Here is a 16,257-nt window from a genome sequence, read left to right as displayed (position 1 = left end):
ACGTGGTACTCGGCATAGCTGCCATCGCCTTCGAAAATCTGCGTGGTGTACCAGACTTCGTCACCTGGCACGAAGCTCGTCACACCCGGGCCTACAGCTTCGACGACGCCGGATACGTCATGCCCGGTAATGGCGGGGAGGGGCACGTAGTCAACGTAGTCGCCACGACGTACCTGGTAATCCAGCGGATTGATGGAGGTTGCGTGAACCCGCACCAGTACTTGTCCTGCCTGCGGTACGGGTTTGGCCACTTCGCTCAGTTCGAACGCGTTCGGACCGCCAAAGGATTTGAGTACTTGCGCTTTCATTGTAAATCCTCGTATCTATGAGGCTTGAGAGTGCTCAAGCCGAGCATGTTTCTTTCAGCATGCGATTCACAAAGAGGTCGCAGGCAGCGCTCTTGCTTGTTCCTCTGGCCGCCGGGTAGAAAAGAGTATTGCCAGCGGCAGTCATTTGCCTTGGACCAAACGATGGTTCTGGAATCAGGGTGTTGTGATAAGTTCAGATGCGCAGACGTGCGGCAAGGCTGAGCGTACTGGCGAGACTTCAGGAACAAACTTACGGAGTTCTTCAGGCCTTGCACGTCGGCAGATGTCGTGTCGTCTGCGGAGCATCAGTGACTATGGTGTTCACGGGCATATTCCTTATTCAGGCTGGTTACTTACTCGATAGCTTGAAGTGATTCCGGCAGGACCTGGCCACCATCGATAATCAGGCTTTGCCCCGTGATGTAGCCGGCTTCGCGGCTGGCAAAGAACATGACAGCGCTGGCAACGTCTTCGGGAGTGCCCAGGCGCTTGGCCGGAATCGAAGCGGCTACGCCGGCCTGGTACTCGGCATCCACATCCAGGAAGCCTTCGGTGATGATGTTGCCGGGGAGTACCGCATTGACGGTGATGCCGTCCTTGGCCAACTCGATCGCCGCAGTGCGCATGAAACCCAACTGCGCTGCCTTGCTCGCGCCGTAATGAACCCAACCGGGTGAACCGGTGACGGGGCCCGTAATCGATGAGGTGAGGATCACTCGACCGTATTCGGCTCGTCGCAGGAGGGGAAGGGCTGCTTGCACGCACAGGAATGTGCCCTTGGCATTGGTTGCCAGCACTCGATCCCAATCGGCTTCGCCCAGGTTTTCGAGGGTCGAGCTGGGGAAGATGCCAGCATTGCAGCACAGCACGTCGAGCCCACCGTGCATCTCATCCAGAGTACGCATCAATGCCTTGACGGAAGCGGAGTCAGCCACATCGGCGGCCACCCCTTGTACGTGCAGCCCATCAGCGCGCATACCGGCTGCGACGGCTTCGACCTTTTCAGCGTTGCGGGCGGTGATCAACACGCGCGCGCCCTGAATAGCAAACTGCCTGGCAATTCCAAGACCTATGCCACTGCTGGCACCGGTGATCAGGACACTCTTGCCACTTAATGACGAGAACATCTGCACAGCTCCTGTCCAATTAGGTTGACTGGCATCGTCAGTCAAACCGTGGATATCCGCTTGACCGCTTGGCACATTTTTGTGCTCAGCGATCAAAAACCAAGAAAAAACAGGGTCTATGCTTTGCAGCTCAGCCATCTACTGGCCTTCAAGTATCAGCGTTGGCCGCTCCACTTGGCCTTCTTGAACTTGTCACTCATTCGAGGAAAACCGATAGAAAGAGACCGGTGGTCGCTGATAATTCAGGTTGTATCGAATGTTGATAAGCTGGATGGCATTCACCTTCAGGATGAGTGTCAAAAAGCAGCATGAAGCTTGCATGGATGTTTTGCTTGTCAAAACCGACTTTAACGGTCCCATCAGCACTTGTCTGAGAGGTTGCCATGCAACTTGCCACTACGCGACGACTCGCCGATCAGCTTCAATCCATTGGAGTCCTCAGTTCGGCTGCAACGGGTTTGGCTGAATTCATCCAGCAGAAAGGTGGCGATGCAGACCGAATCTTCGGTCATGCGGGGTTCGACCCGGAGCACTTGCAGCATCCAACTTTGAGCCTTGATCTGAAGCAATATTGCGCCGTTTTCGAAGAGGCCGCTCGCCAGACCCAGGATGACAATTTTGGTCTGCGCTACGGTAATCAGTTCAAGCCCGACAGCCTGGGTATGCTCGGCTATGTTGGCATCTGTTCGGAAACTCTGGGAGACGCACTGCGTAACGTGGTGAAGGTGTTTCCTGTCCATCAGCAAGGCAGTCTGCTGCGGCTTGAGGTGGAGGGCGAATGGTGCCGGCTCGATTACCAGGTCCAGTACGGTGCGATCTTTCGCAAGCGTCAGGACGCTGAATTGTCCATGGGCATGTTCACCAACCTGATGCGTCACGCCCTCGGCCAGAAATGGGCCCCTGAGCGGGTTCATTTTGAGCATCCTCAGCCGGAGGCCTGGCACGAGCACTGTAAGGCCTTCGATGCTCCCGTCTTCTTTGGCCAGCCTTGCAATTCGCTGATGTTCAGGAAGAGTGCGCTGGAGAAAGCCATGCCCGATCGTGATGGTCGCCTGCTGGCCATCGTCATGGAAAGCATGGAACTGTTGGCGCGCCAATGGGGCGAACAGCAGGGAGGGCATGGCATCATCAACGATGTGCAGGCGCAGATCCGAATTCAGCTGGCCGAGGGTGAGCCTAGCCTCGAGCAAGTGGCGGACCTGCTGAACATTACAAGTTGGAGCTTGCAGCGACGGCTTGGTGAGAAAGGATTGACCTTCTCCGCTCTGGTCGAAAAGGTGCGCCAGGAACTGGCCCAGTACTACCTGACCCGGACGAGCTTACCCATCTCCGAGCTCGCACTTCTGCTTGGTTATTCAGAGACCAGTGCTTTTTCGCGCGCTTTCCGGCGTTGGCACGGGGCGAGTCCGAAACAGTGGCGCAAGTCTGACGCGTAATTCGGTCGGCATCTCAGGACCCGATGCCGCCGCCAAAGCGCTATTTCTTGAACGTGTCCTAATTTCGTTCATGGGGCATCATCGTAGTGCGACCTGGGCGAGCCCGTCGTTCAAATATCGCCGGCATAGATCAACGCTTTGTTTAGCCCAGTTCGCACCCAGGTTGCGTACTTGCTGGGTGTCAGCATGGGTTCCGGTCCAGGCCAGAAGCTGGATGCGCCGCTGGATGATGAAGGTCGGGATCATGGCAATGTCGTACGCCGTCAAACGATTAACCGCTGCATAACCGGCCAGCCAATGTTCGATCCAGTCATTCAGTCGATCATGATGCTCGTAGAAGCTCAGGGCTGAAGCCAGGTCATGCATGTACCAGCCAAAACCGCAGTCATCGAAGTCGATAACGTGCGTGTGTTCATGATCGACCAGCAGATTGGCCAAACGCAGATCGGCATGAATCAAACCGTAACGCTTGGCGTCCTGACCGTAGCTCGCCAACTCGCTCTCCACGCGCTGTAACACCTCCTCAATCAAACCAAACGCGCTGCTGTCCAGATTGACCGCATCTCGCCAGTTGCCCCAGTGCCCCTCGGGGCCGACCATGCTTTGGTGATTCCAGACAATCCGGCGAAAGTCGGCAGGACGCTGCCATTGCTGGCTGTGCTGATGCAGCTTTGCGGTAATGGCGCCCAGTCGCATGAAGGCACTGACGTCGACATCTGCAGTGGGCTCGGCCCCGTTGACCCAGTTGAACAGCACCAGATTGAGTTCCTTGCCAACACCTATCTCAGCACTCTGCACATAGTGCCCGTCCAGGCCAATGATGGGCCGCGGAACTCGAATGCCTGATGCCTGTAGAGCGCTTAGCCAGTCCAGTTCGCTCTCGATATCGGACCGCTGGTGATAGCCATGCTTGTGCACGCGCAGGGCATAACGATGCCCGCTCGGTGTGTCGATACGATACGTAGCGTTCTCTGAGTGACACAGCAGTGTTACTTGCCCTTGCACGTGGAGTGGGTAGCAAAGCGCGAGCGTGCGAATCGCCACATCTTGCAGGGTCTGAAGGCCGATCTCTTCTTCTTTTGCAGTGCTCATGTGCCAGCTCCAGCGTGTTCTGAGGAAAGTCAGCATCAGGATGGAGAGGCTGTCGCGGGTGTGCTTGACCCTGGGAGGGGTGAATCTGACTGCAGAGGACAATTACAAGATCCAAGGCGAGAAGTTGACCGCAGCGCAGATAACGAATCTGCCAAGGTCAAGTCACGAGAAGAAACCAGCGGCACTATTTCCATCACGCATCTGATACCTGGATGCCGCTTCCGGTACTTCTTTGCACGTCTAGTGAGGCCGTTCACCATGTTGAAAACCAACGCTTTTTCGCAGGAAAGCAGTCACTCACTCTCGCCGCGTACCCGCGAGATGATCGAGCGTCGGCGGCGTTTGCTAGGCCCTGGCTATCAATTGTTCTATCAGAACCCGCTGCACCTGGTGCGTGGTGAAGGTGTCTGGGTCCACGATGTCGATGGGCAGCGCTACCTGGACGTCTATAACAACGTACCCTCGGTCGGACATTGCCATCCGCATGTTGTCGAGGCGCTGTGTCGTCAGGCGCGCCTACTCAATACGCACACTCGTTACCTGGACGACAACATCCTGGATTTCGCGGAGAAACTGCTGGGCACCATGCCCGCCGAGTTGAGCCAGGCAACGTTCACCTGCACGGGCAGCGAGGCCAACGACCTGGCCGTGCGTATCGCCCGTGGATATACCGGCGGCACGGGCGTGATCGTGACCCGCTACGCCTATCACGGGCTTACCGCCAGCATTGCCGAATTGTCCTCTTCGCAGTTTTCGCAGATCGCGGCGAGCCCTTGTGTGCGCACGGTTGCGGCGCCGATACATAGCCCGGAAAACCCCGATGAAGTCGGCCGACGTTTCGCTGCCGATGTGCGTGCTGCGCTGGCTGATATGCGCAGTCACGGTATCAAGCCGGCGGCACTGCTGCTGGACTCGTTCTTCACCAGCGATGGTGCCTTCTTCGAACCGTCCGGTTTCTTGCGCGAAGCCGTCGAGGCCGTTCGAGAGGCCGGCGGCCTGTACATCGCCGATGAAGTCCAGCCGGGCTATGGGCGTTCGGGACGTCATATGTGGGGCTTCCAGTGCCATGGTCTGGTACCGGATATCGTCACCCTGGGCAAGCCGATGGGTAATGGCCACCCAACCGCCGGCATCACGGTCAAGCCGCAGATCCTGGAGCGTTTCGCCAACGAGTCCGGTTATTTCAACACCTTTGCCGGCAATCCGGTTTCGTCCGCTGTCGGCTTGGCGGTACTGGAGGTGATCGAGCGGGAAAACCTCATTGCCAATGCCCACGAGTCCGGCAAGTTCATGCTCGATGGTCTCAAGCACCTGGCTGCTCGCCACCCGGTCATCGGTGATGTGCGCGGCATGGGGCTGTACCTGGGCGTCGACTTCACCACCCCGGAAGGTGCGCCCGATGCAGCGACTGCTGCACAAGTGGTCAATGGCCTGCGAGAGGAGCACGTGCTGATCGGCGCTGCTGGCCCACATGCCAATACTCTCAAGATTCGGCCACCGCTGGTATTCCAGCGTGAGCATGCAGAGATCTTCCTGAACAGCCTGGAGCGCGTGCTCGAGCGACTCTGACCGGCGCGGCGTTACTGCGCCCGACAATCACAACAACAATGTCACGGAGAACACCATGATCTACGCGAAGCCCGGAACACCCGATGCGGTCATCCAACTCAGGCCTCAATATGGCAACTATATCGGTGGAGCGTTCGTGGCCCCGGTCAAGGGGCTGTACTTCAGCAATACCAGCCCGGTCGATGGCTCGTTGATTGGTGAATTCCCACGCTCGGGCAGCGACGATATCGAGTTGGCCCTGGACGCCGCCCATGCCGCCGCCGATGCCTGGGGCAAGACCTCGGTCCAGGAGCGTTCGCACATCCTGCTGAAAATCGCCGACCGCATCGAGGCCAACCTCGAACTGCTGGCCGTGGCCGAAACCTGGGACAACGGCAAGGCCGTTCGCGAAACCCTGAATGCCGACGTACCCCTGGCTGCCGACCACTTTCGCTACTACGCCGGGTGCATCCGCGCCCAGGAAGGCAGCGTCGCCGAAATCAATGAACACACCGCGGCCTATCACTTTCACGAGCCCCTTGGCGTGGTCGGGCAGATCATTCCGTGGAACTTCCCGCTGTTGATGGCCGCCTGGAAACTCGCCCCCGCCCTGGCCGCAGGTAATTGCGTGATCTTGAAGCCTGCCGAGCAGACGCCGTTGTCGATTACCGTGCTGATGGAGCTGATCGGCGACCTGCTGCCGCCGGGCGTGCTCAATGTGGTGCAAGGCTATGGCCGCGAAGCCGGTGAGGCCCTGGCCACCAGCAAGCGTATCGCCAAGATCGCCTTCACCGGCTCGACCCCGGTGGGTTCACACATTCTCAAGTGCGCCGCCGAGAACATCATCCCCTCGACTGTGGAGCTGGGCGGCAAGTCGCCGAACATCTTCTTCGAAGACATCATGAACGCCGAGCCTGCCTTTATCGAAAAAGCCGCCGAAGGCTTGGTGCTGGCGTTCTTCAACCAGGGCGAGGTGTGCACTAGCCCGTCGCGCGCGCTAGTGCAGGAGTCGATCTACCCACAGTTCATGGAAGTGGTCTTTAGAAAGGTGCAGCAGATCAAGCGCGGCAACCCGCTGGACACCGACACCATGGTCGGCGCCCAGGCCTCCCAGCAGCAGTTCGAGAAGATCCTCTCGTATATGGACATTGCCCAGGAGGAGGGGGCTGAGCTGCTCACTGGCGGCAAGGTGGAGAAGCTCGAAGGCTCGTTGGCCAGCGGTTACTACATCCAGCCGACCCTGCTCAAGGGCCACAACAAGATGCGCGTGTTCCAGGAGGAGATCTTCGGCCCGGTGGTCAGCGTCACCACTTTCAAGAATGAGGCCGAGGCCCTGGCGATTGCCAACGACACCGAGTTCGGCCTGGGCGCCGGGGTGTGGACCCGCGACATCAACCGTGCCTACCGCATGGGGCGCGGCATCAAGGCTGGTCGCGTATGGACCAACTGCTACCACCTGTACCCGGCGCACGCCGCATTCGGTGGCTACAAGAAGTCCGGGGTAGGGCGCGAGACCCACAAGATGATGCTCGATCACTACCAGCAGACCAAGAACCTGCTGATCAGCTACGACATCAACCCGCTGGGGTTCTTCTGACTACTGCCGTAGCCACTCCCCAATTTGCCTCACGCCGCCTTGCAGGTGCATGGCGGCCGTCATGAAGAGGACCCAACTTATGTCCATTCAACAAGAACAAACAATCAGCCTCGCGCGCGGTGTCGAAACAGAGAATGTCGATGCGCAATATTTCCAGAATCGACAGCTGAAACAGGGTGCAGCGGGATGGGTGCTGCTTATCGGTCTGGGTGTTGCATATGTGATATCGGGTGATTTTGCCGGCTGGAACTTCGGCCTGGCCCAAGGCGGGTGGGGCGGCATGTTCCTCGCCACCTTGCTGATGGCCGCCATGTACCTGTGCATGTGCTTCTCCATGGCCGAGCTGTCTTCGATGATTCCCACCGCCGGCGGCGGTTACGGCTTCGTCCGCACAGCCTTCGGGCCTTGGGGCGGGTTCTTCGCCGGTGCTGCGATCCTGATGGAGTACGCCATCGCGCCGGCCGCTATCGCGGTGTTCATAGGCGCCTACTGTGAATCACTGTTCGGCGTTGGTGGCTGGCCGATCTACCTGGCGTTCTACACGGTGTTCATCGGTATCCATGTGCTCGGTGCGGGAGAGGCCCTGAAGGTGATGTTCGTCATTACCGCAGTGGCGGCCATCGCACTTGGCCTGTTCATCGTGGCCATGGTTCCGCACGTCGAGGTCGCCAACCTGTTCGATATCCCGGCGAGCGAAGCCAAGGGCGCCAGCAGCTTCCTGCCATTTGGCTATGTCGGCATCTGGGCTGCGATTCCGTACGCGATGTGGCTGTTCCTGGCCGTGGAAGGTGTCGCTTTAGCCGCAGAGGAAACCAAGAACCCTACACGCGATCTGCCACGTGGCTTGATCGGCTCGATGCTGGTGCTGCTGATCTTCGCTGCGTTGATTCTGTTTGTCGGCCCGGGAGCGGCCGGTGCCCAGGCGCTGATGGATTCCGGTAATCCGCTGGTGGCGGCCCTGGAGGCAGTGTATGGCGGTTCGACCTGGATGAGTCAGTTCGTCAACCTGGTTGGCCTGGCCGGGCTGATCGCCAGTTTCTTCTCGGTCATCTATGCCTATTCGCGGCAGATCTTTGCCCTGTCGCGAGCGGGCTACCTGCCACGCAAGCTGTCGGTCACCAATCGCAACAAGGCGCCGGTCCATGCGCTGGTGGTACCGGGTGTCATCGGCTTCGGCCTATCGCTGACGGGGCAGGGTGACCTGCTGATCCTGGTCGTGGTCTTCGGCGCGACGTTGTCCTACGTGCTGATGATGGCGGCGCATATCTCCCTGCGTATCCGTCGCCCGGATATGCAGCGTCCGTATCGCACGCCAGGCGGCATCGTCACGTCGTCATTCGCCTTGATCCTGGCGGCTATCGCCCTGGTCGCCGGCTTCCTGGTAGACCCGAAAGTGATGATGGGTACTGCGGCCATCTATGCTTTGTTCATTGCCTACTTCGCGCTGTACAGCCGTCACCACCTCGTATCCGGCACGCCAGAGGAAGAGTTCGCGGCTATCCAGAAAGCCGAAGAAGCGCCTCATTAGCCGCTAGGCGAGGCCTTTCAACACCTGAATCAGAGCTAACAATCAGCCACTGAAGGCTACCTGCGCAGCGACTTGGCGGGTGGCCTTTCTACAGGAAAACCTCATGTCGATTTTCGAAACTGGCCTGACGCCCTTGGCGGTTAACCACGTAGCGCTCTCACCGCTGAGCTTCATCGAGCGCACCGCGGCTGTTTACGGACAATATCCTGCCGTCATCCACGGTCCCTTAAGACGCAACTGGCAAGACACCTACGAGCGTTGCCGGCGTCTTGCCAGTGCGCTCAGCCGCCGGGGCATCGGTAAGGGCGATACGGTTGCGGTGATGCTGCCCAACATCCCGGCGATGCTCGAAGTGCACTTTGGCGTGCCGATGATTGGCGCGGTGCTCAACACGCTGAACGTACGCCTCGATGCGTCGGCGATTGCCTTCATGCTTGAACACGGCGAGGCGAAAGTGTTGATCACTGACCGAGAGTTCCACACCGTGATCCGTCAGGCCCTGAGTTTGCTGGCGCATCCGCCATTGGTGGTCGATGTCGACGACCCCGAGTACGGCGAAGGCCATGCGGTCAGCGACCTGGACTACGAGGCCTTCCTCGCCGAGGGCGACCCGCAATTCGCCTGGCAGTGGCCGGAGGACGAATGGCAAGCCATCTCGCTCAACTACACCTCCGGCACCACCGGCAACCCCAAAGGCGTGGTCTATCACCACCGTGGCGCCTACCTCAACGCGCTGGGCAACCAGATGACCTGGGCGATGGGTAACCATCCGGTGTACCTGTGGACGTTACCGATGTTCCACTGCAATGGCTGGTGCTATCCCTGGACCGTCACCGCGCTGGCCGGTACCCACGTTTTCCTGCGCCGGGTCGAGCCGCAGAAGGTGCTTAGCCTGATTCGCGAGCACCGTGTCAGCCACCTGTGCGGCGCGCCAATCGTGCTCAATGCGCTGGTCAATTTGCCGGATACAGACAAGGCGCTCATCGAGCATCCGGTCGATGCCATGGTGGCCGGGGCTGCACCGCCGGCGAAGGTCATTGGCGCGGTTGAGGAGATGGGCATCAAGGTCACCCATGTGTATGGGCTCACCGAAGTCTATGGGCCAGTGACGGTGTGCGCGTGGCATGGTGAGTGGGATGACAAACCGCTCGACGAGCGCGCCAGGATCAAATCACGTCAAGGGGTACGCTATCCGACACTGGAGGGGCTGATGGTGGCTGATCCGCAAACCTTGCAACCTGTGCCGAACGACGGGATTACCCTTGGCGAAATCTTCATGCGCGGCAACACAGTGATGAAGGGCTATCTGAAAAATCCTGATGCGACCCGCGAAGCTTTTGCTGGAGGTTGGTTTCACACCGGCGACTTGGCTGTACGACACCCGGACGGCTACATCGAAATCAAGGACCGACTGAAGGACATCATCATTTCCGGCGGCGAAAATATATCCACCATCGAGATCGAGGGCGTCCTCTATCGCCATCCGGCAGTGCTGGAAGCTGCCGTAGTAGCCCGACCGGACGAGAAATGGGGGGAAGTACCTTGTGCGTTCATCACCCTTAAAGAGGGGGATAGGGCCACTCGAGAGGAGGACATCGTTGGATTTTGTCGCGAGCAGCTGGCCAGTTACAAATTGCCTAAAACCGTGGTGTTCCGTGAGCTACCGAAGACCTCGACGGGCAAAATACAGAAGTACTTGCTGCGCGACTGGGCCAGGGCGCTCTGACAAAACCCGCGGTCATGGGCACTTGTCTTACGTACGCTGAGGGGGGTGGTACAACCCTGCGTACAGCGAGCCCTGTTGAAAGCTGTGGATATGGGCGTGATCAAGACGAGCGAGGCATTCGCCTCATGAGTCTGAGTGGCTACTAATCACTCAGGCGCCCCCGGAAGCGTTTCGCTCACATGCTCCGGTATTGTTCTTGGTCACCTGTCAGAGTTTCGGGCCCGGATGTTTGTATTCTTGCTGTTCACGAGCTACCGCGTTGCGCAGGGATTACGAAGGCCACTCGGCGTTGTCCTGCGCCTTTCGCCGCAGATATTGGCAAAAGCCCACGTCGTCCTGGCCGCGGCAAGATACCAACCGATACACACAGGATGAACGAGCACGCCCACAGGTCCGCTTCATCCAACCATCAACCCATTCGGTGGTAATGGAAGTGCCGTCTTGTAACGTACCTGCTTCAGCGCAAAGCTCGAGCGAATGTTTGCGACGCCGGGAATTTTGGTCAGATGATTAAGGATGAAGCGTTCCAATGCCTGAATGTCAGGCACTAGCACGCGCAGCAAGTAATCGGCGTCCCCTGTCATCAAATAGCATTCCATCACCTCCGGTCGCTCGGCAATCGCGCTTTCAAAACGCGCCAGCGCATCGACCACCTGTTTCTCCAAGCTGACATGGATGAACACGTTGACATGCAGTCCCAGCAGCTCTGGGGCCAGTAGCGTGACCTGCTGACGAATCAGTCCCAGTTCCTCCATAGCCTTGACCCGATTGAAGCAGGGGGTAGACGAAAGATTGACCGCCCGCGCCAGTTCGGCATTGGTTATGCGCGCATTCTCCTGCAGACGATTGAGAATCCCGATGTCAGTCCGATCCAGCTTTCGCATGATATTTATTCTCCTGAATCAAATTTTCAAAGAATATTTGACTGGATTTTTTGTTTCTTGCAAGTCAATTAGGAAAGTTCCTCCGCCTTGGGCGCATTAGGCTGTTCTGCATCCACTGAATTGCTTCAGGAGGCAATCGTGACGACCTGCCCGCAACACCTGAGTACCAAGGCGCAAAACGCTCCAGTACCCGATCACACTTTGCTGACGCCTCGAGTCAAGGGGATGGTGCTGCTGCTTTTGGCGATCTTGGTATGGGGCATCAACTGGCCGGTCATGAAGGCGGGACTGGGTCACGTCACACCCGTTTGGTTCTCTGCCAGCCGCTTCGCGCTTGGCGCCTTGTGCCTGTTCCTTCTGCAGTTGGCGACCGGCACTCTGTACCGACCCCGTCGGCGCGATTTGCCACTCTTGCTTAGTGTCGGTCTGTTACAAATGCTTGCCTTCACGCTGCTCGGCGCGTTAGCCATGACGGACCTCCCAGCGGGGCGCTCGGCTGTGCTCGCCTACACGACTCCGCTGTGGGTGACACCATTGGCTGTGCTTGTCTTTCGTGAGCGTCTTGCTCCTCGTCAGCTGCTCGGTGCCGGCCTTGGCATGCTCGGTGTAGGTGTCTTGTTCAATCCACTGGCGCTTGATTGGAACAATGCGAGCCTGGTGCGTGCCAATTTGATGTTGCTGATTGCATCAGCCTGCTGGGCGCTGTGTATCCTGCACCTGCGTTACGCCAAAGTACGCGCTACGGCTTATGAGCTTGCCCCTTGGCAGATGCTCGTTGCCACGGTTCCCCTGCTAGTGCTCGCACGAATCGTCGAAGGACCATTCACAGGCGATGGCTCAATGACGTTTTGGCAGATCGTTTTGTTCGTCGGCCCGCTGGCTACTGCTTTCTGCTTCTGCGCAGTCAATGCCGCGAGCATGTGGCTACCGGCTACCAGCATGTCACTGGCCATGTTGGGCGTACCGCTGGTGGGTTTGATTAGCTCAGTACTCTGGTTTGGAGAGACCTTGAGCGCCAGTCTCATTGCAGGGGTGCTTGCGATCTCTGCAGGTATTCTCCTTGCCGTTTTGAAAACACGAGCCAGCGGAACATCGTGAATACACTGCAAATCGAGCGGCAAGATCACACTTTGCCCTTACTGATACAAAAGAATTCCTGAATGTCAGTGCTAGAGTGCTGTTAAGGCTTCAATGATTCCGCGTTTTATACCAATGGCCACTGCGTGCGTGCGGTTTCTAGCGCCTAGTTTGCGCATGATTAATTTTATGTGTCCTTTAACCGTCTCTTCGGTGATGTGTAGCCGTGAAGATATTTCGCGGTTTGAATAGCCAAGGGCGGTGGCTTGTAATATGGCTATCTCTCGATTCGTTAAACATTCTTGATCGATGTACTCGATCAGTTGGCCGGCTATCTCTGCAGGCAAGTAGCGTTTGCCTGCCGCTAAGTGACGGATTGCCTCTACTAATTCTTTTCGAAGCCCGTTTTTTAATATGTAGCCCTGCGCGCCAGATTTAATTGCAATTAAGGTCCTGGCGTCGCCGCTGTACGTGGTGAGAACTGCGATGCGTGCTTCTGGATATTCGCTGCGTATGGCTTGAATGCTCTCGATACCATTCATTCGCGGCATCTGTAGATCCATCAGGACGACATCGGGACGTAGGCGGCGGTAACACTCTATAGCTTCCACACCATCTTTGGCTTCGGCCGCCAGTTGGATGTCGCTATGGTTTGATATTAATGCAGCGATGCCTTCTCGTAATAGTGGATGGTCGTCTACGACTAGAACACGAACGGGGTGTGAAGGTGTCATCAGTGTTATCTATTCGTGGTAACGAGTGGGTCTTGAATTTCTCTTGCGAGGGTAAGCTAGCTTTGCTGGGAGCGTAAATTTGACTTCGCTTCCTTCGTTTGGAGTGCTGCGAATGATAAGTGTGCCACCAATTTTTGATGCGCGTTCGTACATGCCAATCAGTCCCCATCGATCGTTGGGGAAGGCAGCTTGCATTTTCTCGATGAGAATGCCTCGTCCATCGTCAATTACACTCAGTCTGAATGCTCGTTCAACATACTCTAACTCTACCTGGATTGAGTGCGCGTGGGCGTGTTGAAAGGCGTTTCTGATAGCCTCGCGCGCTATTTGATATATTTCGTCATAAGCAACTGGATGGAGATTGCGTGGGGAGCCATTGACGAGAACATTGTAGGAAATCCCGTTGTGGCTCAAGACGTGTTCTAAATCTTTCAGTGCCTGGGGTAAATCCTCGCAAGAGTAGAGTGGAGTGCGTAAGTTACTGACTCTGTCGCGACCTTCGCTAATGACTTGGTCGATACGGTCCATTGCAGAGTCCAGCTTTGCCTTGGCTGTTAGCTCTGCAGGTAGGCTGTCCACTGCGGCCTGCACATGCAGCATCAAACCTTGTACACCTTGGAGCAACGTGTCGTGAAGGTCACGGGCAATGCGCTCACGCTCAAGGTGACGTTCTTCCAGGCGTGCGCGTAACCGATCTGCGGTCAGTTGTAAATTCATGCGATAGATCAGGCGGAGCGCGATAATCACAAGGCACCCTACGAATAGGATGAATAATGGATGGTGGTAAAATTTTGCAGCAATAGTAAAGCCTAACTCAGACACCCACTCCCTGGTCGAGCTATTTGGATTATGGATGCGGACTTTGAATAGGTACTCACCTTCAGAGAGACTCTTATAGGTTACTTTGCGTGTTCCCTCTGCCGCATGCCACTGATGATCATGACCTTCTAGGGTATAAGAGATCCGGGAGTCTTCGGAGGCTAATAGATTCAATGCACTGAATTGAATAGTAAGGGCTTGAGTGTTTTCTGGAAGCTTTAGCTTTTGCTCTGGAGGTATCTTCCTGCCGTCCACATCAAGTGATTCGATATATACCTTTGGTGGTGTAGGCGTCTTCAATGTGAACGTGGAGCGTAGTCGGTCGAGTCCTGTCTGCGTGCCAACCCATATGCTGCCCGCGTCGTCTTCAAGTAACGGTCCTGAAAATTCGGAATCAAGCCCGTCAAGCGAAGAAATTTTTTCCAGATGGTTAAAACCTTCAGGGCTGAATTCGTTGGGTTTTGTCACATGAAATAAACCGCCGCCAGCAGTACTTAACCACAGGCAGCCATGCTGGTCGAACAATATGGTGGTCGCTTCTTCGCTGATAGCTACATGAGTAGCCTGCAGTTCTGGTAGGCCGGTATTAATCTTCAGCAGGCTCTTGCTTCCACGCTCAATCAGCCATAATGCGCCGTCACTTGCCTGCGCCATCTGGCGGATATAATGGCTGCGGACGCCTGTATCCTCCATCCTGCTTTCGCCAGGGGTGAGGACGTAGAGACGCTGCTCATCGGCGACCCAAAGGCGGTCAACGCTGTCGACGAATACACTGTAGGCGCTTTTGCCCAGGAAACCTTCCGCACTACCCTGTTGCTGCCAACGTTTCCCATCAAATCGCATCAGACCGTGATTGGCAGCGGCCCACACGCTGCCGTCAGGCGTCTGGGCCAAGGCGTTGATAGGGCCTCGACCAAGGTCGATGCTGCTTGGTTCTTCGTCCATGGATGTTATCAGATGAATAACCCCGTTCCGAAGTCCTACCCAGAGACCGAAGTCGCTCGCCAGCATGCTAGAGATTACGCTCAGTTCATGGCTGCCTGGCATACGGTAGTTCTTAAAGTCCAAGCCATCGAAGCGATAGAGTCCGTCTTGAGTTGCTAACCACAGGTACCCGTCGCGTGTTTTGGTTAAAGCGCTGATCTGCCTGGTTATGTTGTTATTGAGAGTCCAGCGGCTGTGTTCTATTTGCGCAAGGTCGTTTTCATCCGCTAGGCTCGATGTACTGTAGGCTAGGCAGTACAACGTCCACATGGTCACATGTGTGATAATAAGATAGGACATCAATAGCTTAGAAGCTTTCAATCTGATACTGCACTCAATCAGGTGTTGGTTGCTAGTTGTATAGCCGAGTTAGAGGGTCAGGCAGGACAACAGATTTATTAAATGATCAGCTATTAGGCAGGTCAATCAGTTGAAGAGTTAGTATTGCCAAGCCAGCCAGCGAATAACCGCGTAGCCATTGGCATGAATCGATATACCACTAGCAGGACGATACTCAGTGTGATCAGCACGTTGCTAACCAGATAGCCTCCTAGCCAAGGAGCGAATTGAAGTACGGGTTGCCAGAGTAGTGGTAGGAGTAGGCTCAGTGGGAGGATCACGAGAAAGGTGACGCAGGCTTGTTTCCATCTTGGCGGCGGTGCGTCTGCGGTCTCTGGAGCGAACCAGAATTCTTTATTCTGGCTTATTTCTATCTGATCGCTTGCATACAGCAACGGTTCGACTTCGGCGATCAATAGGCGCCGCTGTTCTGAATTTACCCAGTTCTTCAATTGCTCCAGATGGGCGAAACGCAGCACACATGTAAACAGCGATATTTTGGCCTGATGGCTACGGACCACATCTACACCCAGGTGCCCGGGGCATTGGCTTGCTGTTGCGATGATTCTGCGCAACCAGGACTCGTAGCGTGGAACGCGGCATGTGCGAACTTGGTGACGTACAACAAGCGTTACTGTTTCAGGCTGCGCTTTGCTCATCCTAGAGACTCTATTCGAAGCGTTAGTCTTGCCGACCCAGCGACGCGCACCGATGCGCGCCACTGGTCGAATTGAGGGCCGTTCGGCCGTCATGGGTTCAGATAGGCGCTGCGACTGGAGCCAAGGTTGGACCGTTCGTCTTCAGTGCGTCGCGGACTTTAATGCTTTGGTATGAAAGTGCTCTGATCAATCCAGATGAGCACGCAATAGGCTTCCTGCCTGTTGCAAAGCCGACTGCACTGCCGGGACTTCGGACACCACATTGAGCAGGCCGTAGTCGTGGATCATGCCGTTGTAGCGTACGGCAGTCACCGGCACACCGGCGGCGTTCAGGCGGCGAGCGTAGGCTTCGCCTTCGTCACGCAGCACGTCCATTTCGGCGGTCTGCACGGTCTGCAC

General features: G+C 56.7%; 14 protein-coding genes. 6 read left to right on the top strand and 8 right to left on the bottom strand.

Annotated features, from left to right (window positions below; translation table 11 throughout):
- On the bottom strand, positions 1–308 hold a 308-nt coding region (locus INS93_RS24260), incomplete at its 3' end, for an alcohol dehydrogenase catalytic domain-containing protein (RefSeq protein ID WP_192985820.1).
- 353 nt (positions 309–661) lie between these two features.
- On the bottom strand, positions 662–1,573 hold the full coding sequence (fabG, locus tag INS93_RS24255) for a 3-oxoacyl-ACP reductase FabG (RefSeq protein ID WP_226945726.1): 912 nt from the start codon (positions 1,571–1,573) through the stop codon (positions 662–664).
- Between the two features lie 245 nt (positions 1,574–1,818).
- Here fabG and INS93_RS24250 point away from each other — a divergent pair, with 245 nt between their 5' ends.
- Positions 1,819–2,871, top strand: coding sequence for an AraC family transcriptional regulator (locus tag INS93_RS24250; RefSeq protein WP_160020768.1), 1,053 nt, complete (start codon positions 1,819–1,821; stop codon positions 2,869–2,871).
- A gap of 78 nt (positions 2,872–2,949) precedes the next feature.
- Here the strand turns inward: INS93_RS24250 and INS93_RS24245 are convergent, their stop codons facing one another.
- The gene (locus INS93_RS24245; protein WP_192985819.1) at positions 2,950–3,963 is read right to left on the bottom strand and encodes a phosphotransferase enzyme family protein; all 1,014 of its coding nucleotides are present in this window, start codon (positions 3,961–3,963) and stop codon (positions 2,950–2,952) included.
- Between the two features lie 258 nt (positions 3,964–4,221).
- Between INS93_RS24245 and INS93_RS24240 the strand changes: the two genes are divergently transcribed.
- The 4 genes from INS93_RS24240 (at position 4,222) to INS93_RS24225 (ending at position 10,362) form a co-directional block, all read left to right on the top strand.
- Complete coding sequence (locus INS93_RS24240) at positions 4,222–5,532, top strand: aspartate aminotransferase family protein (protein ID WP_192985818.1); 1,311 nt, start codon at positions 4,222–4,224, stop codon at positions 5,530–5,532.
- Positions 5,533–5,587: 55 nt separating this feature from the next.
- Positions 5,588–7,108, top strand: coding sequence for an aldehyde dehydrogenase family protein (locus INS93_RS24235; RefSeq protein WP_192985817.1), 1,521 nt, complete (start codon positions 5,588–5,590; stop codon positions 7,106–7,108).
- Positions 7,109–7,187: 79 nt separating this feature from the next.
- Complete coding sequence (gene eat / locus INS93_RS24230) at positions 7,188–8,636, top strand: ethanolamine permease (protein WP_192985816.1); 1,449 nt, start codon at positions 7,188–7,190, stop codon at positions 8,634–8,636.
- A 103-nt stretch (positions 8,637–8,739) separates the two neighbouring features.
- Positions 8,740–10,362 (top strand): acyl-CoA synthetase, encoded by a 1,623-nt coding sequence (locus INS93_RS24225; protein WP_192985815.1) that lies wholly within the window; start codon positions 8,740–8,742, stop codon positions 10,360–10,362.
- A 398-nt stretch (positions 10,363–10,760) separates the two neighbouring features.
- On the opposite strand, the gene bkdR is transcribed toward INS93_RS24225, so the two are convergent.
- Positions 10,761–11,246 (bottom strand): Bkd operon transcriptional regulator BkdR, encoded by a 486-nt coding sequence (bkdR, locus tag INS93_RS24220; protein ID WP_192985814.1) that lies wholly within the window; start codon positions 11,244–11,246, stop codon positions 10,761–10,763.
- 138 nt (positions 11,247–11,384) lie between these two features.
- Here bkdR and INS93_RS24215 point away from each other — a divergent pair, with 138 nt between their 5' ends.
- Complete coding sequence (locus INS93_RS24215; RefSeq protein WP_319017574.1) at positions 11,385–12,344, top strand: DMT family transporter; 960 nt, start codon at positions 11,385–11,387, stop codon at positions 12,342–12,344.
- A 71-nt stretch (positions 12,345–12,415) separates the two neighbouring features.
- On the opposite strand, the gene INS93_RS24210 is transcribed toward INS93_RS24215, so the two are convergent.
- The 4 genes from INS93_RS24210 to INS93_RS24195 all read right to left on the bottom strand — a co-directional run.
- Positions 12,416–13,057, bottom strand: a complete 642-nt coding sequence (locus INS93_RS24210) for a response regulator transcription factor (protein ID WP_192985813.1) — start codon at positions 13,055–13,057, stop codon at positions 12,416–12,418.
- Positions 13,058–13,066: 9 nt separating this feature from the next.
- Positions 13,067–15,181 carry a sensor histidine kinase gene (locus INS93_RS24205; RefSeq protein ID WP_192985812.1) on the bottom strand — a complete coding sequence of 705 codons (2,115 nt, stop codon included), beginning with the start codon at positions 15,179–15,181 and terminating at the stop codon, positions 13,067–13,069.
- Positions 15,182–15,282: 101 nt separating this feature from the next.
- On the bottom strand, positions 15,283–15,858 hold the full coding sequence (locus tag INS93_RS24200) for an antibiotic biosynthesis monooxygenase (RefSeq protein WP_192985811.1): 576 nt from the start codon (positions 15,856–15,858) through the stop codon (positions 15,283–15,285).
- Positions 15,859–16,044: 186 nt separating this feature from the next.
- The coding region (locus INS93_RS24195) for an alpha/beta hydrolase fold domain-containing protein (RefSeq protein WP_192985810.1) at positions 16,045–16,257 on the bottom strand (213 nt) is incomplete at its 5' end.

It is taken from the genome of Pseudomonas sp. EggHat1 (assembly GCF_014892995.1).
Classification (GTDB): Bacteria; Pseudomonadota; Gammaproteobacteria; order Pseudomonadales; family Pseudomonadaceae; genus Aquipseudomonas; species Aquipseudomonas chaetocerotis.
The sequence above is the reverse complement of the archived record's forward strand: the minus strand, read 5'-3'. Positions and strand labels throughout refer to the sequence as shown.

Bases quoted from the DNA above. Each gene is read 5' to 3' on its own strand.
- fabG (WP_226945726.1), bottom strand. From the start codon at position 1,573: ATGGCTGAGCTGCAAAGCATAGACCCTGTTTTTTCTTGGTTTTTGATC.
- INS93_RS24250 (WP_160020768.1), top strand. From the start codon at position 1,819: ATGCAACTTGCCACTACGCGACGACTCGCCGATCAGCTTCAATCCATT.
- INS93_RS24245 (WP_192985819.1), bottom strand. From the start codon at position 3,963: ATGAGCACTGCAAAAGAAGAAGAGATCGGCCTTCAGACCCTGCAAGAT.
- INS93_RS24240 (WP_192985818.1), top strand. From the start codon at position 4,222: ATGTTGAAAACCAACGCTTTTTCGCAGGAAAGCAGTCACTCACTCTCG.
- INS93_RS24235 (WP_192985817.1), top strand. From the start codon at position 5,588: ATGATCTACGCGAAGCCCGGAACACCCGATGCGGTCATCCAACTCAGG.
- eat (WP_192985816.1), top strand. From the start codon at position 7,188: ATGTCCATTCAACAAGAACAAACAATCAGCCTCGCGCGCGGTGTCGAA.
- INS93_RS24225 (WP_192985815.1), top strand. From the start codon at position 8,740: ATGTCGATTTTCGAAACTGGCCTGACGCCCTTGGCGGTTAACCACGTA.
- bkdR (WP_192985814.1), bottom strand. From the start codon at position 11,246: ATGCGAAAGCTGGATCGGACTGACATCGGGATTCTCAATCGTCTGCAG.
- INS93_RS24210 (WP_192985813.1), bottom strand. From the start codon at position 13,057: ATGACACCTTCACACCCCGTTCGTGTTCTAGTCGTAGACGACCATCCA.
- INS93_RS24200 (WP_192985811.1), bottom strand. From the start codon at position 15,858: ATGAGCAAAGCGCAGCCTGAAACAGTAACGCTTGTTGTACGTCACCAA.